The organism is Helicobacter sp. 219-2, from assembly GCF_030053225.1.
Taxonomy (GTDB): domain Bacteria; phylum Campylobacterota; class Campylobacteria; order Campylobacterales; family Helicobacteraceae; genus Helicobacter; species Helicobacter pylori_C.
Genome location: NZ_JASGBS010000001.1, coordinates 1,406,179 through 1,428,025, shown reverse-complemented (window position 1 = coordinate 1,428,025; position 21,847 = coordinate 1,406,179). Strand labels below are relative to the sequence as shown.

Below are 21,847 nucleotides of genomic sequence, written 5' to 3'. Positions count from 1 at the left end.
TGAGTTATTATTATATATTAAAAATCTTAATTGAAGGGGTGTTCATGCCTAAGCATTCTTTAGAACAAATCAAAGAAAAAATTACAGAGCGTAGCAAAAAAACCAGAGAGCTTTATTTAGAAAATATCTTTAACCCTAAAAACCAGCCCAAGATTGAGAGCTTGGGTTGCGCGAATATTGCGCATGTTACAGCGAGCATGCCAGAGCATTTAAAAATGCCTTTAGGTTCGCATAAAAGAAAGCATTTTGCGATTATCACGGCTTATAACGACATGCTTTCAGCCCACCAACCTTTTAAAAATTACCCTGATTGGATTAAAAAAGAATTGCAAGAGCATAACGCTTATGCGAGCGTTGCTAGTGGGGTGCCAGCGATGTGTGATGGTATCACGCAGGGTTATGATGGGATGGAATTGAGCTTATTCAGTAGAGATGTGATCGCCTTAAGCACCGCCGTGGGATTAAGCCATAATGTTTTTGACGGGGCGTTTTTTTTGGGCGTGTGCGATAAAATCGTGCCAGGCTTGCTCATAGGAGCGTTAAGCTTTGGGAATTTAGCGAGTGTGTTTGTGCCAAGCGGGCCTATGGTGAGCGGGATAGAAAATTATAAAAAAGCCAAAGCACGCCAGGATTTTGCAATGGGAAAGATCAACAGAGAAGAGCTTTTAAAAGTTGAAATGCAAAGCTACCATGATGTAGGCACTTGCACTTTTTATGGCACGGCTAATTCTAATCAAATGATGATGGAGTTTATGGGGTTGCATGTGGCTAATTCTAGCTTTATCAACCCTAACAACCCCTTACGGAAGGTTTTAGTAGAAGAGAGTGCCAAAAGATTAGCGAGCGGGGAAGTTCTGCCTTTAGCCAAACTCATTGATGAAAAAAGCATTCTTAACGCTCTTATAGGCTTAATGGCAACCGGAGGTTCTACTAACCACACTTTACATTTGATCGCTATCGCTAGATCTTGTGGGGTGATTCTCAATTGGGACGATTTTGACGCTGTTTCCAATCTCATACCCCTTTTAGCTAAAGTCTATCCTAACGGATCGGCGGATGTGAATGCTTTTGAAGCGTGTGGGGGATTAGCGTTTGTGATCAAAGAATTGTTAAAAGAGGGGCTTTTGTTTGAAGATGTGCATACGATTATGGATACCAAAACGCAAAAAGGCATGCAAAATTACACCAAAACCCCCTTTTTAGAAAACGGCCAATTGGTGTATAAGGACGCTGTTAATCATAGCTTAAATACGGATATTTTACGCCCTGTTAGCGAGCCTTTTGCCGCTAATGGGGGGCTTAAAATCTTAAAGGGTAATTTAGGGCGCTCCGTGATTAAAATTTCAGCCATTAAAGATGAGCATAGGAAAGTCAAGGCTAGAGCGATTGTTTTTAAAACCCAAAGCGAATTTTTAGAACGCTTTAAAAATAAAGAATTAGAAAGGGACTTTGTGGCTGTCTTGCCTTTCCAAGGGCCTAAGTCTAACGGCATGCCAGAATTGCACAAACTCACCACGAATTTAGGGGCTTTGCAGGATATGGGCTATAAGGTCGCGCTGGTTACGGATGGGCGCATGAGTGGGGCGAGCGGGAAAGTGCCTAGCGCGATCCATTTAAGCCCTGAGGGAGCGTTAAACGGGGCGATCATTAAGATTAAAGATGGCGATTTGATAGAATTAGACGCTCCTAATAACGCCTTGAATGTGCTTGAAAAGGATTTTGAAGATAGAGGCATCAACCCCTTGTTTTTAGAAACCTTAGAAAATTTAGAAAAGCCCAGTTTTGGGTTGGGTAGGGAATTATTTACGAGTTTGAGATTGAATGTCAATACGGCTGAAGAGGGCGGCATGAGTTTTGGCATAAAGGTATAAAAATATAAAGGAGATAAAATGCAAGATAAAATAATAGAGGTTTTACAAATTAGCCCCATTATCCCTGTGGTGGTAATTGAGAATATAAAAGACGCTGTACCTTTAGCGCAAAGCCTAGTAGAGGGGGGTATTCACATCATAGAAGTTACTTTGCGCTCCAGTTGCGCTTTAGAGGCCATAGAGCTTATCGCTAAGAATGTGCCAAAAATGCGCGTGGGTGCTGGCACGATCCTAAATCCCACCCAATTAGAGCAAGCTCAAAATAGGGGGGCAGAGTTTTTGATTAGCCCAGGCCTTACGATAAAGCTTTTAGAATACGCAAAGAAAAAAGACATGCCCCTAATACCTGGGGTTTCTAGCAGTAGTGAAGTCATGCAAGCCTTAGAATTGGGCTATAGTGCTTTAAAATTTTTCCCGGCAGAGTATTGCGGGGGCGTTAAACTTTTAAACGCTTTTAATGGCCCTTTTAAAGGGGTGAAATTTTGCCCTACTGGGGGGATTAGCATAGATAACATGCATTCTTATTTAAATTTAGAAAATGTTTTGTGCGTGGGAGGGAGCTGGCTTACCCCTAAACATTTGATTCAAAACAAAGAGTGGGATAAAATCACAGAAATTTGCAAGCGATCGTTAGCTTTAAAATAACAAAGAGATCATGGCATTTTGTATTTGCTTAATAACACTATAATAAAATTTTTAATAAGGAGATACATCATGTTAGAAAATGTCAAAAAATCCCTTTTTAGGGTTTTGTGCTTGGGTGCGTTGTGTTTAGGGGGGCTAATGGCAGAGCAAGACCCTAAAGAGCTTGTGGGTTTGGGGACAAAGAGCTACAAAGAGCAAGATTTCACTCAAGCTAAGAAATATTTTGAAAAAGCTTGCGATTTGAAAGAAAATAGCGGGTGTTTTAATTTAGGGGTGCTTTATTATCAAGGGCAAGGGGTGGAAAAGAACTTGAAAAAAGCCGCTTCATTTTACGCTAAAGCTTGCGATTTAGATTACAGCAATGGGTGTCATCTATTGGGGAATTTATATTACAGCGGGCAAGGCGTGTCCCAAAACACCAATAAAGCCCTACAATACTATTCTAAAGCGTGCGATTTGAAATACGCTGAAGGGTGCGCGAGCTTAGGGGGGATTTATCATGATGGCAAAGTGGTAACTAGGGATTTTAAAAAAGCGGTGGAATATTTTACTAAAGCTTGCGATTTAAACGATGGCGATGGTTGCACGATATTAGGGAGTTTGTATGATGCGGGCAGAGGCGCACCTAAAGATTTGAAAAAAGCGCTCGCTTCGTATGACAAAGCTTGTGGGCTAAAAGACAGCCCAGGGTGCTTTAACGCAGGGAATATGTATCATCATGGCGATGGCGTGGCGAAGAATTTTAAAGAGGCTCTCGATCGTTATTCTAAAGCATGCGAGATGAAAAATGGCGGAGGGTGTTTCAATTTAGGGGCCATGCAATACAATGGCGAAGGCGTAACAAGGAATGAAAAGCAAGCCATAGAAAACTTTAAAAAAGGCTGTAAATTAGGCGCTAAAGGGGCGTGCGATATTCTCAAGCAGCTTAAGATCAAAGCTTAGTTTGAATAAGGCTTGATTAAACGGCTTTCAAAAGCGGTCTTTTGGGGATTAGGCGGATTTTAGGGAGGATTGTTTCAAAATACTTCCTATCCTCTTAAGATAATGAGTCTAAAATAAAGTAACCAAAATCCCTTTTTTTGAAGATAAATTAAAAGTTGTTAAAGTTTAAATTTATTTAAAACCCCTTAAGGGTTTTTATGGGTAGGTAGGGGAGCGAAAGTTTGGCTTATGGGCATGATTTCTATGCGGTTGATATTGACATGCAAGGGTTGTTCATAAATCCATAGCACGATGTTAGCAATATCTTGTGGTTTGAGGTAAATGGTGTTTTCATAGACAGATTGGGCTTTTATTTTATCGCCTTTAAAGCGCACCATACTGAATTCGGTTTCGCCGCACAAGCCGGGTTCAACATTACTCACTCTAATGTTAGTGCCAGCCAAATCTGCTCGCAAATTTAAAGAAAATTGTTTCACAAACGCCTTGCTCGCTCCATAGACATTCCCTCCAGGATAGGCGTAAGTGCCAGCGATAGAGCCAAGATTGATGATGATCCCTTGGTTATGCTCTATCATAGAGGGCAAGATCAAACGAGTGAGATGCAACAACCCCTTGATATTCGTATCTATCATGACTTCCCAATCGTCTAGATCGCATTCATAGGCCTTGTTTAAGCCTAGCGCTAGGCCGGCGTTATTGATTAAAGCGTCAATGCGATCCGTCATGGAAAAAATAGTTTCTATCGTCCGCTTAGTTTCAGGCTTGTTTTTAAGATCAAAACACAGAGGAATGAAATGCTTGGGATAAGCGAGCTGCAATTTTTGCAAATTCTCTTCTCGCCTCCCTGTGCCAAAAACCACATGGTTTTTTTGTAAAAACGCCTTAGCGATTTCTAGCCCAAACCCTGAAGTCGCCCCGCTAACTAAAATGTGCGCCATTTCTATCCTTAAAAATAGGGTTAAAAAAGCCCCTTAAGCCCTTTTTCAAGCTTTTCTTTAAGCTTATCATCTTTAAGCAAATGGTCTAAACCTTTTTTTAGGGTGTCGTTTTTTAGGATTTCTTTCAAGCCTTGTTGCAGGTTTTGTTGGATGGCTTTTTCGTTTAAGATGAGGGAAAATTTTGGCTGGTGCATGTTACCTTGAAGTTTCAATTTAAAAATGAATTTTAAAATTTCCGCATCCATGAGCATGTCTATTTGCTTGGTGTTTAAATCCAATAAGCCGTTATGGATTTTTAATTGGGTTTTGGGGCTTTTTAAGCTGAGGTTGGAGAGCAGGCGTTGCTGGTTGATTTGGCTTACTAGATTGACATCGTTATAAATTTCTTTAGTAATATCAAATTTAGAAATGGAGTAGAGGAAATCGCTGAATGAATTTTTAAGGAATCTTGCGTTTTTTAGGTGGGCTTTCAATACACCTTGCTTAGCGCTAAGGTCATAATCCAAATTAGCGTCTGCAACGGATTGGAAAAACTTGGGGTAATTGAATAAATCTAAGGCTTTTAAAGTGGAAATATTGGAAAAACGCCCTTTCAAATCTTTATTTAAAAGCGTGAAATCCAGCGTGCCGTCTAGTAAATTTGAATGGCCGCTGACTTTTAAGAATTTGGGGCTTTGCTCTATAGCGCCTTTTAAAGTCAAACTCCCTTTTAAGGGGTGGTTGGTAATGTTTTGGAATTTGGTTAGGTTGGGTATTTCTAAAGTGTAGGGGGCGTTGAGTTTTAAAGCAGAGAAAAGATATTCGCTTTTTAGGGCTGTAAAATTGGCTAAAGGGCTAGTTAGGGTGGTGTCGCTGATGGCTTTGTTCTCTTTAAAGTCGCTTGAGTGCGAGAGGTTGAAAACCAGCGTGTCTTTAAGGTTTAAATGAAAAATTTGATTGATTAGGGCGTTATTGATTAAAGCGTTATTGGCTGTTAGGATCAAATGCCCTTCTAAAGGCTTTAGAGAGTTAAAATCCGCTTGTAAGGACACTCTTGCGTTCGCATAAGCGGGGCGGTTGAATAAATAAAGCAAATCTTCTAAATTGGCGTCTTGCGCGTTCAAGTTTAAGTGAGAAAGCTTGAAATCATCTAAAAGGGCGTTGTAGGCAGTGTGGGATTGAGCGACATTAGAGACGCCTTGAATCAAGAGGGCTTTTCTATGCCCTTTAATATTCCCAGAAGTAATAATAGCCCCCCTTAAAGGGTAGGGTATCCATTCTTTGAAAGAGCGTAAATTTTTAATATCTATATGGTAATTCAAATCCACGCTTTGCTTTAAAAGTGAAAAATCCCCCTTAAGAATGAGAATAGAATCATCGTTGGCTTGAGCTTTAAAATCCAAAGAATTGAATCTCAATTTAAAGGCTTTAACGTTCAAGTAGCGCTCGTTTGGGTTGATTTTTTTCTCTATATACGAAGCGATGATTTTGTTCCCCCATTCTGTAAAAAGAATAAGATAGGTTGTTAAAAGGCCGATTAAAAGAAGCGCGAGTATGGTATAAAGAAATTTTTTCATGTTTGTTTGTCCTTGAAGCAAATTGAATAGAATATATTAGCTTGTTTTATAAGGGTTTCTAGCATTTTTTTATAAAGCCTTAACGAGCGGTAATAAGAATTTTTATAACCAAAAATCCCAATTTAATTCAATCTTTTATCAAGGAGTTTTAAGTTAAAAGACTTGCGGCGTTAAACAAGGACGATTCAATCGTTTAGGATTTTCTCAGCCAAACATGATTGATAAAAAGAAAAAATTCAAGGAGAAAAAAATGGTGGAGAATAGCGGGATCGAACCGCTGACCTCCTGCGTGCAAAGCAGGCACTCTCCCAGCTGAGCTAATTCCCCAAAGATGGTAAAAAATGGTGGGCTTAGGAGGAGTTGAACCTCCGACCTCACCCTTATCAGGGGTGCGCTCTAACCACCTGAGCTATAAGCCCTTTAAAGCCAATAAAGACGAAATTATAGGTTAAACTTTCTTAAAAAATCCTTAAATAATAAATGGGATTAAGATGTTATAATATTCGTTATTTTTTCATTTCAAAAGGGGTTTTTATGGCATTATTATTCACAGGGGCGTGCGGGTATATAGGCTCGCATACCGCAAGGGCGTTTTTAGAAAAAACCAAAGAAAACATCATTATTGTAGATGATCTCAGCACCGGTTTTTTAGAACACATCAAAGCGTTAGAGCATTATTACCCTAATAGGGTTGTGTTTGTTCAAGCCAATTTGAATGAAACGCAAAAATTGGACGCATTTTTGAACAAGCAGCAATTAAAAGATCCCATTGAAGCCATCTTGCACTTTGGGGCTAAAATCTCAGTAGAAGAATCCACGCGCTTGCCTTTAGAATACTACACCAACAACACGCTCAACACTTTAGAGCTTGTCAAACTTTGTTTAAAGCATGCGATCAAGCGTTTTATTTTTTCTTCTACGGCCGTGGTTTATGGCGAGTCTGATTCAAGCTTGAATGAAGAAAGCCCCTTAAACCCCATTAATCCTTATGGAGCGTCTAAAATGATGAGCGAAAGGATTTTGTTAGACACTTCTAAAATAGCGGATTTTAAATGCATTATTTTGCGCTATTTCAATGTGGCTGGGGCATGCATGCACAATGATTATACCACCCCTTACACGCTAGGACAGCGCACGCTCAACGCCACGCATTTGATCAAAATCGCATGCGAATGCGCGGTGGGGAAAAGGAAAAAAATGGGGATTTTTGGCACTAACTACCCCACAAGAGATGGCACTTGCATCAGGGATTATATCCATGTAGATGATTTGGCTAACGCGCATTTAGCGAGCTATCAAACCCTTTTAGAAAAAAATAAGAGCGAGATCTATAATGTCGGCTACAATCAAGGCCATAGCGTGAAAGAAGTGATAGAAAAGGTTAAAGAAATCTCAAACAACGATTTTTTAGTGGAAATTTTAGACAAACGACAGGGCGATCCAGCAAGCCTTATTGCCAATAACGCTAAAATCTTACAAAACACCCCTTTCAAACCCCTTTATAACAACCTAGACACCATTATTAAAAGCGCTCTAGATTGGGAAGAACACCTCTTAAGATTTCAATAATACACCCTGTGCAAATACAAGCCATTAGCCATTATGGGCGTTCTTATAGTAGCTTTGATGTTGTGGATTTGCGCTTGAATTTCAGCGAGCGTGATTTTTTCTAAGGAGTATTGAACGCACGCTTGAATGATCAAACGCACGTTGGAGCGCAAAAACGCATCGCCAATGATTTTAAACACCACGCACTCATGCCCTATGATAAAGGTTTTATAAGCAAAAGCGTTAAAAATGGTGCGTTTAGGGTTGGTTGTCGCCCCACCTTCTTTTTTAAACATGGAAAAATCATGCTTGCCTGTGAATTGCTTTAAAGCGGTGTTTAACGCATCCAGTGATCCATAATCCCCACAAGCGATATAAGGCGCTAAAAAAGGCGTTTTTAAATTCTTCGTCAAAAGGTAACGATACGCTCTTTTTTGAGCGTCAAAACGTGCATGGAAGTTTTTTTCTTCTAGCTTTTTTAAGACAATATGCGGGGCGAGTTTAGGGGCTAGATAATAAAATAATTTAGCGGCATTCCAGTGTTTTGGAGCGTAAAAAGACAGCACTTGGTTGTTCGCATGCACGCCTTTATCCGTGCGCCCAGCCGCAACCACAACGCTTTTAATCCCTAGCGCATTTAAAGCGCTCTCTATCTTATCTTGAACGCCGAGTTTGTTAGGCTGTTTGGCATAGCCTAAAAAATACGCCCCATCATAAGCGATAGTAGCCTTAAAACAACGCATTTAATAACGCTTTAAAATGAATTTTCTAAACAACAAATAAGAGACAAACGCCCAAATAAAGGGGAAGAAAAAGGTCATCAAAAACAAATCCGTAGAAATCACATGCACCATTAAAAAATAAACCCCAACCGCTCCAAGGACATAAAAATAACTCCAATTCGTTTTGAATCGTGGGTTGGCGATGCCAAATAAGGGGATTAAAAACACGCTCGCTAAAGGGAACAATGAAACTAAAATCGCTTGAGAAAAACGGCGTTTTTGATTTTTATTAGCGTTTTTACCAAAGGCTTTTTTCCAATAACCCAAATAATCCATGCCTTGCAAATAAGCCGCATCATTAGAATTGAAAGACTTGAGCTTGTTGCGCAAATGCAATTCTTCAAAATCAACTTTACGCATTTTATCGCCTTGAGTGAAATACGCATGCCCGCTGTATAAATTCAATTCAAACACGCCGTTTTGGTTGTTGATATCGCCTTTTTGAGCCAAAATAAAGCTTTCTTGAGAGAGGCTTTTATTGGAAAAAAGCACTAAATTATCATAGGAATTGTTCTCAGCTTTATCCACATACACGAGCCAATCGCCTAATTTTTGTCCAAATTCACCCGCTCTGATATTAATATCAATCTTGTCTTTTTTTTGACGCAAAAACCCGTAATAAGCGCTCTTAGAAGTGGGGATTAAAATCAGTGAAAACACCAATAAAATCGCACTCACTAACAAACTTAAAGGCACAAACGCTTTAGTCATTGTTTTAGGCGAAACCCCTAAAGAGAAAAACACTAACAATTCATGGTCATAGCTAAGCCTTGAAAGCCCTAAAGCGCAAGCCGCAAAAAAAGTGATCGGCAAAATAAAAAAAATGGTTCCAGGCAAGGAATACAAAAAGAGTTGCACCAGATCCAAAAAGCTCACTTTAATCACGAGCGTTACGCTTGCAATACTGATTAATAGCACGATAGAGGAGATGAAAAACAGCACTAAAAAGAAAGAGAAAAAGACTTGCGAAACTGCCATGAAAAGATAGTGTTTAATCATGCCTTAATCTTTATTGCACCCCATCTACAACAGGCACAAACAAGCATTTTTCTAACACTTTTTGGACGCGTAAGGCGTTATTTTGCTTCACGAAGCGTTTGATCACTTGCTCGTTATTTTCTTGAATGGGCGCGACTAATATCCCGCCTTCTTCAAGCTGATCAATGAGCGCTTGAGAGATATTTTTAGCGCAAGCAGAGAACAAAATCCTATCATAGGGGGCGTATTGCTCCCAGCCCTTATTCCCGTCAGCGAATTTAACATGGACATTGTTTAAACCGAGAGTTTTAAGGCGCAAACGCGCTTCTATATACAAGCTTTCAATCCTTTCAATGCTAAAAACGCGCCTGAAAATTTGAGACAAAACTGCCGCTTGATAGCCGCTCCCACAGCCAATTTCTAGCACGCTATCCACATGATCAATTTCTAAATATTGCGTCATTTTGGCCACGGTTAGGGGCGAAGAAATGTATTGTTGCGCTTGCATAGAAAGCGCGTTTAAAGTGTAAGCAAAATGTTTAAAGGGGGCTGGCACAAAGATTTCCCTTTCAACGCTCTCCATAGCCTCTCTCACTTTGGGGTGCAAATTGAAACGCTTATTGATTTCTTCACACATCAAATGGTTTTTAATACTATTCAAGAAAGCCCCTTAAAAATCATCAAAACTCACGCTCCCTTTAGCGTAATTGCTCACCCTAGCTTCAAAGAAATTAGAGCGTTGCTCGTTGAAACTTGAAAAGCTCTCTACCCATTTAATGGGGTGTTGGACGCCATAAACCTTAGCGATACCCACCTTACTCAAACGGCTATCCGCTAAAAACTGGATGTATTGCTCAATCAAGCTTGAAGTGAGCCCTAAAATCTTGCCTTGCGTGATATAATCCCCCCATGAAGCTTCAATTTCTACCGCTTTTTTAAACATTCCTATGACTTCATTAATCAATTGCGGCGTGAATAGATCCGCTCTTTCATTCCTTAAAGCGTTGATCATGTTTTGGAATAAAATCAAATGCGTTACCTCATCTCTTTGGATAAAACGAATCATTTGTGCTGATCCTAGCATTTTACCGCTCCTAGCCAAAGTGTAAAAATAGCTAAACCCGCTATAAAAATAAATCCCCTCTAAAATCTGGTTCGCAAAAAGCGCTTTGAGAATGTTTTCTTCTGTAGGGTTTTTGGCTAATTCCATATACACTTGTGCGATATAGTCATTCTTGCTTTTTAATTGCATGTCGTTACGCCACATGTCATAAATCTCTTCAGTATTCGCACTTATGCTTTCTACCATCACCGCATACGCATGGCTGTGTAAGGCTTCTTCATAAGCTTGACGCACCAAACACAAATTGATTTCGGGGCTGGTGATAAAGGGATTGACATTGTCAATTAAATTATTGGTTTGCAAGCTGTCCATAAAAATGAGTTGCGCTAAAGCTCTGTCATAGCCGATCTTTTCTTCTGCGCTTAATTTCAAATAATCTCTTTTGTCATCATTCATGCTCACTTCTTCAGCAAACCATGTGTTAGCGAGCATCGTTTTCCACAAATGATCCGCCCATTGATACTTGATTTTATTCAAATCAAACATGCTTGTAGGATTGCCTCCAAAAATCTTTCTTTCATTCACACTTTCTGTAGAATTGGGGTTGTAAATTTTCTTGCGTGAAACTTCCATTTTGTTCCTTAATTTCCTTAAGACTATCTAAATATAGCCTTGTTAGAATACCTTAAAAGAATTTAAAACTCCCTAAAGCCAGAAAAAACTTCAAATCTTAAAAAAACTTCAATTTTTCAGTATTTTTAAAGGATTAAACAGCTAAAATACTGCTTCTTTGTTTTCTACTTCTTATTGCATGCGATTGCGTGCGGTGTGCGGAAGTGGCGAAATTGGTAGACGCACTAGACTTAGGATCTAGCGCCGCAAGGCATGAAGGTTCGATTCCTTTCTTCCGCACCATTCTTAATGATTAAAATTTGAAGCCCTAAATGAAACTCATTCTATCTTAAGATTCTCAAAAGTTTTTAAAACGCCATGAGCGATGGTTTGAACGCTCTCTAAATCTAAATTCGCATGACAAGGTAAGGAAATTTCAGCGCGATAAAAAACCTCTGCGCTTTTTAAGGGGGCTGTGTTAAAGAGCTGTTGATACAATTGGTATTGGTAAATGGGTTTGTAATGCACTTGGGCTAAAATGCCACGCTTGTGCAAATTTTCTAAAATGAGTTTTTTGCGTGTAAAAAATTTTTGGCGCATTAAAATAGGATAAAGGTGGTTAGAGCTTTTGTCTTTTAACAAGGGGTGTAAAGGGGTGAAATAGGGGTTATCTTTAAAAATCCTATCATAAACTAGAGCGATTTCTTCTCTTTTTTGCATTAAAAGGGGGGCTTTTTTAAGCTGGCTCAAACCCAAAGCGCTTTGGATTTCATTCAAGCGGAAATTATGCCCTATGCTTTTGACTTCGCCTTCAAAAAAATCTTTTTTGATCATACCATGAGAACGAAACAATTTTATTTTCTCATACAATTCGCCATCGTTAGTAACGACCGCTCCCCCTTCAGCCGTAGTGATAGGCTTAATGGCATGGAAACTAAACACGCTCGCTAACGCAAAGCCTCCTACTTTTTTGTTTTGATACTCGCTCCCTAGAGCATGCGAGCTGTCAGAAAGGAAACTCAAAGAATGCCTTTTGCAAAGCTTTTGAATGCTTTCTATTTCCACGCTTTTACCGGCATAATCCACGCTCGCTATGGCTTTGGTTCTTTTGTTAATGAGCTTTTCTAGGGCCAATTCATCTATATTGCCATCGTTTTTAATTTCAGCAAATACGGGTTTGTAACCGCTTTCTAAAAGCATGTTAGCCGTCGCTACAAAGCTTATAGGGGTGGTGATTATTTCATTGCAATCAGCGTTAAAATCGCTAAAATTCCTATAGAGCGTTAAAAGGGCTGAAGTCGCGCTGTTAAACACTAACGCATGCTTAACGCCCAAAAACTCGCACAAAGCTTCTTCAAACAAAAGAGAGCGTTTGCCTTGCGTGAGCTGTTTGGAATTTAAAACCTCTAAAACGGCCTTTTTATCTTCTTCATCTAAACAAGGCTCGCTATAAGCAAACTCTTTCAAGCGAGCAAGTCTTGCAAGCGAGATGGGGTGATCTTGCTTGTGTCATGGACATCTTGGAATTTTTGAGCGTTTAGTCTTGTTTTATCTAAGGTGTTGTATTCCTTGTTTAAATGATTCGTTTCAGCGAGCTGTTTTTTCCACTGGTGCAAAGAGTTTTGAATGTTTTCTTTCTCACTTTCTAATGATTTTGAAAATTTTTCCAAAGCTTTCGTGTCGTCAATGTCAATATTGTTAGGGAGCTTCAAACTATCATTGCCTGATTTTTGATTGAAAGAATCAATCGCTTTATCCAAACGGCTTTTGAAATGCTCAAAATCGCTTCGATCTTTTTCATTATTATGAGCGTAAGCTTTAGAAATCCCCACCAATTCTTTAGCGTCTTTATCCATGCCCTTTAAGCTTTTAAGACGGCTTTCTAAATTCCCTATGGCTAGGTTATCCTGCTTGGCTTGTTTGGCTAATTTGATTTTTTCATCATTCTCTGAAAGATTTTGAATTTCCTTATTTTCTTCTTTTCTTGCGTGCGAGCTAACCCTTTGGGCGTGGTAATCTCTCATCATCAAAGACGGGTTATAATTATTTGAAATCTTAGACATCCTATCCTCCACTTCATTGGTTTTTCTTAAAGACAAGATAAGCAAACTCTATTCCTAAAAACATTTTGATCCACTCAATTCTATCTAAAAATATTAATCTAATCCTAAAACCCTTTCTAACTCTTTGATGAGATTTGTAATTTCTTTCAATTCTTTAATATTGAGAGTGAGTTTATAATTGACTTGATTATCAGGATTCATTGGCACCAATTGCTTTTTAAACTCATTTTGTTTCATAAAGTATTTTCTTTCTTTATGAATGTAATTGATTTCATCCTTTTTAAAAATTCTATAAAGCAATTTGTCTTCGCACACTCCTAAGCAAATCAAAAAATCATAGTTGTATCGTGGGTTTATACCATTGAACTGAAAAGTGTTGTTAGCTCTGCCTTTTCGCGCTGTTTTAACTTCAAAGGATACACCGCTTTTTGTCATAATATCGTATTCATCATGAATAATGCCATCATTGATGACTCCATCTATAGCGTTAAGCACACTTTTTAAAAACTCTTCACCAATCTGCCCTATAGCGTTGGCTTCAAAATCTCTAATTTTTGAAAAAATAGCGTTGTAATCTTGTCCTAAATTCAATTCTTCATGTTTTTTTCAATAATTTTTAAAAAAGTTTGTTCTAAGTCCATCAATTATCCTTTAAACTATCCAAGTGATCATATAAGGCTTGAAAAATATGACTTTTTCCTAAATGATAGCAAGAATTAGTCGCTAAACTTGCGTATTTTGTCCAATCAATCTCTTTGAATAGTTTTTTTAATTTAGTGTTTAAAGCCTTGTTGGCGCTAGTAAATACCACAGCAATACCAGATTTATACTTAACTTCCTCAAAGTTCTCTACAATTTGTGTGCTTTTATAAAAAGTTGATGAAAGGTAAAAAGACGCTTTTTGATTAAAAATCCACTCTTTACCGCATTCTCTGTTTTTAGCTAATGAAACCGTGAAAACCTTGATATACTCGCCAAAGGGTTCTTTATGGCGATTCTTATACCAAGAAAATTCACTTTTTTTGTTTTGATACTTTTTGCTCCAAATTTGAAACACGCAATGCACATCCACTTCTTTATTTTTAAAATCTATAAACGCATTTTTTTCTAAGCGTTCGCTATAAAGCAGATTTAAACCTTTCACACGATACTTAATAGAGCCCTTTCCTTGACTTTCAAAGAACATGGGTAGGATAAAACACACAAAATCACAATTTCTAGCATGGTTGATAAATTCTAACGCCATAACCCCACGATGCCCAAAAGGAGGGTTACCCAAGCAAATCACTTTTTGATGCGTAGGCAATTTATAATTTAAAAAATCGTATTGAATAAATCCATCTCTTTTGGGTTCAATGTCTATACCAATGCGTCTATTTTTAGGAAACAAGTCATAAAACACCCCATCGCCTGCACTTGGCTCTAAAAAAATAAAGTCATCTAGATTTTCATATTTTTTAATAATTTCACAAGCTTTTTGAAAGCATTTTAAAGCCACACTAGGCTTAGTGAAATACTGATCTAAAACATTGCTAGAATTTTCTTTCATCTCATTGCCATTGACATAGCGTTTAGGGGTAACTTCTTTGAACAAGGTTTGCATGAAAAAACTTTACTATAAAATCATAAAATTAAATGCCGATTTTTTCTGATCGTTTAAAATCCTTAAATCATGCTTAAGAAAATCCTTAAAACTTAAAAATTTTCTTCTAAATACTTCGTGTGGATTTTTGCTTGCCTGAAATCCGCATTTTCAAGCATTTCAAGGTGGAAAGGAATGGTCGTTTTAATGCCTTCTACTTTAAATTCCTTTAAAGCCCTTTTCATCTTAGCGATCGCTCTTTCTCTGTTTTCACCCCACACAATGAGCTTGCCAATCATAGAATCATAGTGCGTAGGCACGACATAATGGGCATGCGCATGCGAATCAAGGCGCACATTCACCCCACCAGGGGCGATCCATTCGGTGATTTTACCCGGGCTTGGGTAGAATTTTTTAGGATCTTCTGCAGTGATTCGGCATTCTATCGCATGCCCTTTGAGAGAAAAGCTTTCTTGCTTGGGCAATTCTTCGCCTTGAGCGATTTTAATCATCCATTCAATGAGGTTTAACCCGCTCACCATTTCGCTAATGGTGTGTTCCACTTGCAAACGAGTGTTCATCTCCATGAAATAAAAATCTTTCATGTTGGAATCCAGCAAAAATTCAAAAGTTCCAGCCCCCACATAGCCGATATATTTAGCGGCCTTGATCGCTGTTTCTAGCAAACGCTTACGAACGCCCTCTTCTAAAACCACTGCCGGGGTTTCTTCAATGAGCTTTTGTTGGCGTCTTTGCACCGAGCAATCCCTTTCGCCCACATGGATGACATTGCCATGCTTATCGGCTAGAATTTGGACTTCAATGTGCTTGGGTTTGTTGATGAATTTTTCTAAATACATGCTCCCATCGCCAAACGCGCTCAAAGCTTCCGTTTCTGCGGCTAGATAAAGGTTTTTAAGCTTGGATTTATCTTCTACGACACGCATGCCTCTCCCGCCCCCACCAGCGGCTGCTTTAATGATGACAGGGTAGCCGATTTTATCAGCGATTTCTTCAGCTTCTTGATAGCTTTTAAGCAGCCCATCACTGCCCTCAATCACAGGCATGCCGGCTTCTTTCATCACGCTTTTGGCTTTGGATTTATCGCTCATTAAAGCCATGACTTTCGCGCTCGGGCCAATAAATTCTAAAGAATGATGCGAGCAAATCTCTACAAAATTCTGATTCTCGCTCAAAAACCCATACCCAGGGAAAATCGCATCCGCTTCAAACAATTCCGCCGCGCTAATGATCGCAGGGATATTCAAGTAACTCTCGCTGGATTTTGCCCCCCCTATACACACTTTTGCGTTAGCTGTATTGAGGTAGTGGGCGTCCTTGTCAGCGATAGAATAAATGGCTATGGATTCTTTACCCATTTCTTGAATGGTTTGGATCGCTCTTAAAGCGATCTCGCCTCTATTAGCGATCAAAATGCGCGAAAGCTCTTTTTTTTCTACCTTTTTATTTTCTTTATTCATGGGTTTTAAAGCTTTTCAACTTTGATGAGTTTCGTGCCGTATTCTACCGGCTGGGCGTCCCCCACTTCAACAGAAATCACCTTGCAAGGGTATTCCACTTCAATTTCATTCATGATTTTCATCGCTTCTACAATGCCCACGATTTGCCCTTTTTTAAGCGTATCGCCCGCTTTGACATAAGGCTCAGCCCCAGGTGAGGGCGCATGATAAAAAGTGCCTACCATAGGCGAAAGCACAAATTCTTCTTTTTTATCCACAATAGGGGTGCATACCATAGGCACAGGGGTTTGAACGCTTGGCATGCTCGCTTCTACCATAATGGGGGCTGGAGAATGGGCGGGATTTAACGCATTTTTTTTCGCATAAGCGGATTCTTTATCCAAAACCAACTCAAAATGCTCATGCTTTAATTTCAAATGCCCCAAATCAGAAGCTTTAAATTCTTTGATCAACTCTTCAATTTCAGAAAGGTTCATAACGATTTATTCCTTATATTGTTTTAAAATATGCCACAAACACATAATCTTACTAAGCGTTTTAGCAAAAAATTATTGTTATAATAACATAATTATTAACAAACTTTAAAGGCTTTGTGCGTATGGGATTGAAAGCGGATTCTTGGATTAAAAAAATGAGTTTAGAGCATGGCATGATTAGCCCTTTTTGCGAAAAGCAAATCGGTAAGAATGTGATCAGCTATGGTTTGAGCAGTTACGGGTATGATATTAGAGTGGGGAGTGAGTTCATGCTCTTTGATAATAAAAACGCTTTAATTGACCCTAAAAACTTTGACCCTAACAACGCGACTAAAATTGATGCGAGCAAGGAGGGCTTTTTTATCTTACCCGCTAACGCGTTCGCTCTAGCCCATACGATAGAGTATTTTAAAATGCCTAAAGACACCTTAGCGATTTGTTTAGGCAAAAGCACTTACGCCAGATGCGGGATTATTGTGAATGTTACGCCTTTTGAGCCGGAATTTGAAGGCTATATTACGATTGAAATTTCTAACACCACTAATCTACCAGCTAAAGTCTATGCCAATGAGGGGATCGCGCAAGTGGTGTTTTTACAAGGCGATGAAGTGTGTGAGCAAAGCTATAAAGACAGAGGAGGTAAGTATCAAGGACAAATGGGCATCACTTTGCCTAAAATTTTAAAGTGATTTGAAGAAAAAGATAAAAGCGCTTATCCTTTGAGCGTTGTTTATTTTTTAATACAAACAATACCGCAATTTCTCAAAAATGTATTATAATACGAAACTTCAGTTTGATTGAATTGCAAACTCTTTGAGAACAAAACGCTAAACCATTTAGGAAATTACCATGCTAAGATTCGTTAGTAAAACGATTTGCTTGTCTTTAATCGGCTTGTTCAACCCTTTAGAAGCCTTTCAAAAACACCAAAAAGACGGCTTTTTTATAGAAGCCGGGTTTGAAACCGGGTTATTAGAAGGCACGCAAACTAAAGAAGAAGTCATAACCACCCAAAAAATCCAAAAAAACCCCCTAACCCACCCACAAACTAACGAGCAACCTAAAGAACAAAACAAAAGCGATACAGCCACCCCACAAAGCGTTTATGGGAGATACTACATCCTCCAAAGCACCATTTTAGAAAAAGCGACTGAGTTATTCACAGCGGCTAATATCAACGGCAACGGCTTAACTTTTTATTCTCAAAACCCTGTGTATGTGATGGCATACAATAAGGATAATGCCGAGTTTGAAGGCTATGGCAATAACAGCGTGGTTGTGATACAAAACTTTCTGCCCTACAATTTAAACAATATTGAGCTGAGTTATACAGACGCTCAAGGCAAGGTAGTCAATTTAGGCGTGATAGAAACCATCCCTAAAGATTCTCAAATCATTCTGCCGGCAAGCCTGTTTAATAATTTTTCAAACGATTCGCCATTCAACTCTGATGGTCTCCAACAACTTCAAACCACTACCACCCCCTTTTCTGACGCTAACACGCAGAGTTTGTTTGAAAAGCTCAGTCAAATCACGACCAACCTTCAAATGACTTATGAGAATACAGACCCATTTTCTAGCGGCAACAATGATCCTAGTGGCCCTCTTGCTTCTCCTAAACCTCATTATGAATGCCCTGGTTATAAAAAGAGTTGTCAAGTCGCTTCGGTGTCTTTCACCCCACAAACCGCAGAAGAATTGACCAATTTAATGTTAGATATGATTGCGGTGTTTGACTCCAAATCTTGGGAAGAAGCCGTTTTAAACGCCCCTTTCCAATTCGCTAACAGCCCATCAGAGTGCGGTATTGATTACCCTAAATGCGTGAATCCCTTTAATAACGGGCTTGTTGATCCTAAAGATGAAAAATATGTGCTAACCCCAGAAGAAGTTATCAATAGTTATAGAGTCGCTAATGAGCTTACGGTGAATCTCTTGAATGCGGCCAAGGGGTTTTTAGGGCTAGGATCCCAACTAGGCAGTGCAAACGCTCCCGGTGATAATGGCTTCAATCAAGGTGTTTTAGGGATAGCGCCTTTTGCCTTAAACCCTGAAAAATTGTTTGGCAAAAATTTGAATCAAGTTGCTATTTTGGCATTAAGAGATATTATCCATGAATACGGCCATACTTTAGGTTATACCCATAATGGGAACATGACTTATCAAAGGGTGCGTTTGTGCCAAGAAAGAAACGGGCCAGAAGTGCGGTGTGAAGGCGGGCATGAAGTGGAGAAAAACGGGAAAGAAGAGCTAGAATTTAGTAACGGGCATGAAGTGCGAGACCATGATGGTTACGACTATAATGTTTGCTCTCGTTTTGGCGGCAAAAATCAGCCTGCTTTCCCTAGCAATTACCCCAATTCCATTTATACGAATTGCGCTCAAGTCCCCGCTGGGCTTATAGGGGTTACCACCGCTGTCTGGCAACAGCTCATCAATCAAAACGCTCTTCCCATTAATTTCGCTAATTTGAATAGCCAAGCCAACTATTTAGACGCCAGTTTGAACGCAAGAGCTTTTGTTGGCTCTGTGTTTAACGCGTTCAATCAAAGCTTTTTGACTTCTAGCATCTCACAATCCTTTAGAAGCCCTATTTTAGGGGTTAATGTTAAAATAGGCTACCAACATTATTTCAACGACTACATAGGGTTAGCCTATTATGGCATCATCAAATACAACTACGCTCAAGCTAACGATGAAAAAATCCAGCAATTAAGCTATGGTGGGGGAATGGATGTGTTGTTTGATTTCATCACCACTTATACCAATAAAAAGCAAGATAATCCTACTAAAAAAGTTTTTGCTTCCTCTTTTGGGGTGTTTGGGGGGTTAAGGGGCTTATACAATAGCTACTATGTTTTCAACCAAGTCAAAGGAAGCGGTAATTTAGATATAGTGACTGGGTTTAATTACCGCTACAAGCATTCTAAATATTCTGTAGGTATTGGCGTTCCTTTAATCCAAAGCGATATTAAAATCGCTTCTAATAATGGCATCTATGCGGACTCTGTTGTTTTGAATGAAGGGGGCAGTCATTTTAAAGTGTTTTTTAATTACGGGTGGATTTTCTAGGATTTAAAACCCCCAACAACCCCCTAAACTTGCGCGACACTCGCTACAAACACGCATGCACTCTCAGACTTTAGCACCATATCCAACGGGATACGATAAATTTCGCGCTCTTTAAAATACCCTCTTTCTTGTCCGCTAAAGCCCCCTTCAGGCCCTATGATAACGCCCTTTTCAAAATCCACGCTTGCGGGTAAGGTTTCGCCCTTAAAATCCAAAACGCTCGCTTTTGGGTAAGCGTTTAGCACCTCTTTAGTGTTTGAAAACACTTCCAATTCCATTAAAGCGCTACGGCCGCACTGCTCGCAAGAATGAATCAAAATCTTTTGAAAGCGCTCTAATTTGGTGCTGTCTATTTTTTCATTGCGTTGGCTAAAATCCGCATAGAATAAACTCAGCTTGCTCACGCCTAACTGATTTAAAAAAGGTAGAATTTTTTCAATGCTTTTGATTTCAATCACGCTTAAAATCAAATGCGTTTTTTTACTGGCCATAACCTCTAACGCTTGCGCGCCCACTAGCCTTAAAAGGGCGTGTTTTTTAGTGATTTCTGCATGCTCATAGGTGTATAAAAAGCCGTCTTTTAAATTTCTTAAATCCAAACGACTCGCGCTTTTGACGCGTCTTGAGCGGTATAAATGCGTGTAACTCTCGCCTTCTATTTTTAAAACAGGCTCTTTGGCTAAAGGGTGATAGACAAAACGCATTCAAAGACCCATTAACACAACAATAAGAATTGTTTCTAAAAAATACAGCATTTTAGCTTTTTTGATATAGGCTTCCATCCTTTCTTTTTTAGTGATAGCGAATTTCACGCTTTTATGGCGTTTGATTTCTGCTATAAGCATTAACAACAGCCCCAAAAGCATGATAACAGCGCTAAAAGAAAATTCAAATTGTTGCATCGCCCAAATAAAAGTCCCGCTCAAAAGAGCGATGCTTAAAAGAATGTAAATCGCTGGCATGACAAGATAGATTTTTTTATTTAATTGGATAAAATTCTTTTCTTTAAAAAGGGTGTAAAGATTGATCATAAAGGCTAGGGCGAGCAAGGCGGCAAAAAAGGCATGGATAAGCAAGGATTGAGCCATCACAGAAGAATCTTGTGTATTTAATGCTTGCAAACTCATCTCTAACATTAACTTCTTTCTAACGATTTGTTTTTTATTAATCGTTTTATTTTAGCATGACCTAATGAATTTAATCAATGAAAAGCTTGATAATTTAGAAAATAACGCCACAAAATCCCCTAAAGAAGCGGTCATTCTTTTGAATATGGGAGGGCCTAACAGCCTTTATGAAGTGGGGGTGTTTTTAAAAAACATGTTTGATGACCCCTTTATCCTTACCATTAAAAATAATTTTATGCGTAAAATGGTGGGTAAAATGATTGTCAATAGCCGCATAGAAAAATCCAAAAAAATCTATGAAAAATTGGGAGGCAAATCCCCTTTAACGCCTATCACATTCGCCCTTACAGAGCGTTTGAATAAATTAGATCCTTCTCGCTTTTACACTTATGCGATGCGCTATACCCCCCCTTATGCGTCTATGGTCTTGCAAGATTTAGCCTTAAAAGAGGTAGAAAGCTTGGTGTTTTTTTCCATGTATCCGCAATATTCTAGCACCACCACCCTTTCTAGTTTCAATGACGCTTTTAACGCCCTAAAAGCTTTAGAAGCTTTCCGCCCTAAGGTGCAAGTAATAGAGCGTTTTTATGCCAGCAAAAAGCTTAATGAAATCATTTTAAACACGATTTTAAGCACCCTAAACAACCGCAAAAGCCAGGATTTTGTCTTAATCTTTTCCGTTCATGGCTTACCTAAAAGCGTTATTGATGCCGGCGATACTTACCAACAAGAATGCGAACACCATGTGAATTTGTTAAAAGAGTTAATGCAACAAAAAAATATCCCTTTTAAAGAAGTTTTACTCTCTTACCAATCCAAACTAGGGCCTATGAAATGGCTAGAGCCAAGCACTGAAGAATTGATAGAAAAGCACCGCAAATCTCATATTATCATCTATCCTTTGGCTTTCACGATTGATAATTCTGAAACGCTCTATGAATTAGACATGCAATACCGCTTGATGGCGGAGCGCTTGGCGGTTAAAGAGTATTTGGTTTGCCCATGCTTAAACGATTCCATAGAGTTTGCAAAATTTATCATTGAATTAGTGAACAACCTTAAAAGTGAGTGAAATTTGCATAAAAGAGCGATTATTATAGTAAAATACCGA

Annotated in this window: 21 protein-coding genes and 3 tRNA genes; 8 read left to right on the top strand and 16 right to left on the bottom strand. The window is 39.0% G+C overall.

The annotated features are described in order from the left end of the window. The first annotated feature begins 44 nt into the window (after positions 1-44). The 3 genes from edd (at position 45) to hcpC (ending at position 3,458) form a co-directional block, all read left to right on the top strand. Complete coding sequence (gene edd, locus P6280_RS06890) at positions 45-1,871, top strand: phosphogluconate dehydratase (protein ID WP_060869996.1); 1,827 nt, start codon at positions 45-47, stop codon at positions 1,869-1,871. Between the two features lie 18 nt (positions 1,872-1,889). Next, complete coding sequence (locus P6280_RS06885; protein ID WP_283237366.1) at positions 1,890-2,516, top strand: bifunctional 4-hydroxy-2-oxoglutarate aldolase/2-dehydro-3-deoxy-phosphogluconate aldolase; 627 nt, start codon at positions 1,890-1,892, stop codon at positions 2,514-2,516. Positions 2,517-2,585: 69 nt separating this feature from the next. Then, positions 2,586-3,458, top strand: a complete 873-nt coding sequence (gene hcpC / locus P6280_RS06880; protein WP_283237365.1) for a Sel1-like repeat protein HcpC — start codon at positions 2,586-2,588, stop codon at positions 3,456-3,458. 185 nt (positions 3,459-3,643) lie between these two features. Here the strand turns inward: hcpC and P6280_RS06875 are convergent, their stop codons facing one another. The 4 genes from P6280_RS06875 to P6280_RS06860 all read right to left on the bottom strand — a co-directional run bounded on the left by P6280_RS06875 (position 3,644) and on the right by P6280_RS06860 (position 6,371). Beyond that, the gene (locus tag P6280_RS06875; RefSeq protein ID WP_283237364.1) at positions 3,644-4,396 is read right to left on the bottom strand and encodes an SDR family oxidoreductase; all 753 of its coding nucleotides are present in this window, start codon (positions 4,394-4,396) and stop codon (positions 3,644-3,646) included. A 20-nt stretch (positions 4,397-4,416) separates the two neighbouring features. Continuing rightward, complete coding sequence (locus P6280_RS06870; protein WP_283237363.1) at positions 4,417-5,952, bottom strand: hypothetical protein; 1,536 nt, start codon at positions 5,950-5,952, stop codon at positions 4,417-4,419. 251 nt (positions 5,953-6,203) lie between these two features. Continuing rightward, positions 6,204-6,279 (bottom strand) — tRNA-Ala (locus P6280_RS06865). Positions 6,280-6,294: 15 nt separating this feature from the next. Beyond that, positions 6,295-6,371 (bottom strand) — tRNA-Ile (locus tag P6280_RS06860). A gap of 115 nt (positions 6,372-6,486) precedes the next feature. On the opposite strand from P6280_RS06860, the gene galE reads away from it, so the two are divergent. After that, complete coding sequence (gene galE, locus P6280_RS06855) at positions 6,487-7,521, top strand: UDP-glucose 4-epimerase GalE (RefSeq protein WP_212868934.1); 1,035 nt, start codon at positions 6,487-6,489, stop codon at positions 7,519-7,521. On the opposite strand, the gene truA is transcribed toward galE, so the two are convergent. The 4 genes from truA to P6280_RS06835 are packed head-to-tail and all read right to left on the bottom strand — an operon-like array spanning position 7,515 to position 10,956. Continuing rightward, complete coding sequence (gene truA / locus P6280_RS06850; protein WP_283237362.1) at positions 7,515-8,243, bottom strand: tRNA pseudouridine(38-40) synthase TruA; 729 nt, start codon at positions 8,241-8,243, stop codon at positions 7,515-7,517. The two genes, galE and truA, sit on opposite strands and share 7 nt — an antisense overlap. Next, positions 8,244-9,281 carry an LptF/LptG family permease gene (locus P6280_RS06845; protein ID WP_000589924.1) on the bottom strand — a complete coding sequence of 346 codons (1,038 nt, stop codon included), beginning with the start codon at positions 9,279-9,281 and terminating at the stop codon, positions 8,244-8,246. Positions 9,282-9,291: 10 nt separating this feature from the next. Continuing rightward, on the bottom strand, positions 9,292-9,921 hold the full coding sequence (gene pcm, locus P6280_RS06840; protein WP_283237361.1) for a protein-L-isoaspartate O-methyltransferase: 630 nt from the start codon (positions 9,919-9,921) through the stop codon (positions 9,292-9,294). A gap of 9 nt (positions 9,922-9,930) precedes the next feature. Further along, positions 9,931-10,956, bottom strand: coding sequence for a ribonucleotide-diphosphate reductase subunit beta (locus tag P6280_RS06835; RefSeq protein ID WP_000454022.1), 1,026 nt, complete (start codon positions 10,954-10,956; stop codon positions 9,931-9,933). Positions 10,957-11,153: 197 nt separating this feature from the next. Between P6280_RS06835 and P6280_RS06830 the strand changes: the two genes are divergently transcribed. Then, positions 11,154-11,238, top strand: a tRNA-Leu gene (locus P6280_RS06830). Between the two features lie 36 nt (positions 11,239-11,274). Here P6280_RS06830 and pseC read toward each other — a convergent pair. The 6 genes from pseC to accB all read right to left on the bottom strand — a co-directional run bounded on the left by pseC (position 11,275) and on the right by accB (position 16,537). After that, on the bottom strand, positions 11,275-12,402 hold the full coding sequence (gene pseC / locus P6280_RS06825; RefSeq protein ID WP_283237360.1) for a UDP-4-amino-4,6-dideoxy-N-acetyl-beta-L-altrosamine transaminase: 1,128 nt from the start codon (positions 12,400-12,402) through the stop codon (positions 11,275-11,277). Then, on the bottom strand, positions 12,399-12,998 hold the full coding sequence (locus P6280_RS06820) for a Laminin subunit alpha-2 precursor (RefSeq protein ID WP_120891791.1): 600 nt from the start codon (positions 12,996-12,998) through the stop codon (positions 12,399-12,401). Before P6280_RS06820 ends, pseC begins: the two co-directional genes overlap by 4 nt. 93 nt (positions 12,999-13,091) lie before the next feature. After that, complete coding sequence (locus P6280_RS06815; RefSeq protein ID WP_180400193.1) at positions 13,092-13,589, bottom strand: restriction endonuclease; 498 nt, start codon at positions 13,587-13,589, stop codon at positions 13,092-13,094. A 49-nt stretch (positions 13,590-13,638) separates the two neighbouring features. Further along, positions 13,639-14,601, bottom strand: a complete 963-nt coding sequence (locus tag P6280_RS06810; RefSeq protein ID WP_283237359.1) for an SAM-dependent methyltransferase — start codon at positions 14,599-14,601, stop codon at positions 13,639-13,641. A gap of 92 nt (positions 14,602-14,693) precedes the next feature. Continuing rightward, entirely contained in the window at positions 14,694-16,061 is a 1,368-nt protein-coding gene (locus P6280_RS06805) for an acetyl-CoA carboxylase biotin carboxylase subunit (protein WP_283237358.1), read from the bottom strand. A gap of 5 nt (positions 16,062-16,066) precedes the next feature. Continuing rightward, a complete protein-coding gene (gene accB, locus P6280_RS06800; protein WP_096524800.1) occupies positions 16,067-16,537 on the bottom strand; it encodes an acetyl-CoA carboxylase biotin carboxyl carrier protein in 471 nt (156 codons plus the stop codon). A 122-nt stretch (positions 16,538-16,659) separates the two neighbouring features. On the opposite strand from accB, the gene dcd reads away from it, so the two are divergent. Together dcd and P6280_RS06790 are read left to right on the top strand one after the other, a co-directional pair. Continuing rightward, the gene (dcd, locus tag P6280_RS06795) at positions 16,660-17,226 is read left to right on the top strand and encodes a dCTP deaminase (protein ID WP_000523089.1); all 567 of its coding nucleotides are present in this window, start codon (positions 16,660-16,662) and stop codon (positions 17,224-17,226) included. A gap of 160 nt (positions 17,227-17,386) precedes the next feature. Continuing rightward, positions 17,387-19,609 (top strand): outer membrane beta-barrel protein, encoded by a 2,223-nt coding sequence (locus P6280_RS06790; protein ID WP_283237357.1) that lies wholly within the window; start codon positions 17,387-17,389, stop codon positions 19,607-19,609. Between the two features lie 23 nt (positions 19,610-19,632). On the opposite strand, the gene P6280_RS06785 is transcribed toward P6280_RS06790, so the two are convergent. Beyond that, positions 19,633-20,313, bottom strand: a complete 681-nt coding sequence (locus P6280_RS06785) for a 16S rRNA (uracil(1498)-N(3))-methyltransferase (RefSeq protein ID WP_283237356.1) — start codon at positions 20,311-20,313, stop codon at positions 19,633-19,635. Beyond that, positions 20,314-20,745 (bottom strand): hypothetical protein, encoded by a 432-nt coding sequence (locus P6280_RS06780; protein WP_283237355.1) that lies wholly within the window; start codon positions 20,743-20,745, stop codon positions 20,314-20,316. Between the two features lie 55 nt (positions 20,746-20,800). Between P6280_RS06780 and hemH the strand changes: the two genes are divergently transcribed. Then, entirely contained in the window at positions 20,801-21,808 is a 1,008-nt protein-coding gene (gene hemH / locus P6280_RS06775; RefSeq protein WP_154443935.1) for a ferrochelatase, read from the top strand. Positions 21,809-21,847: the final 39 nt, after the last annotated feature.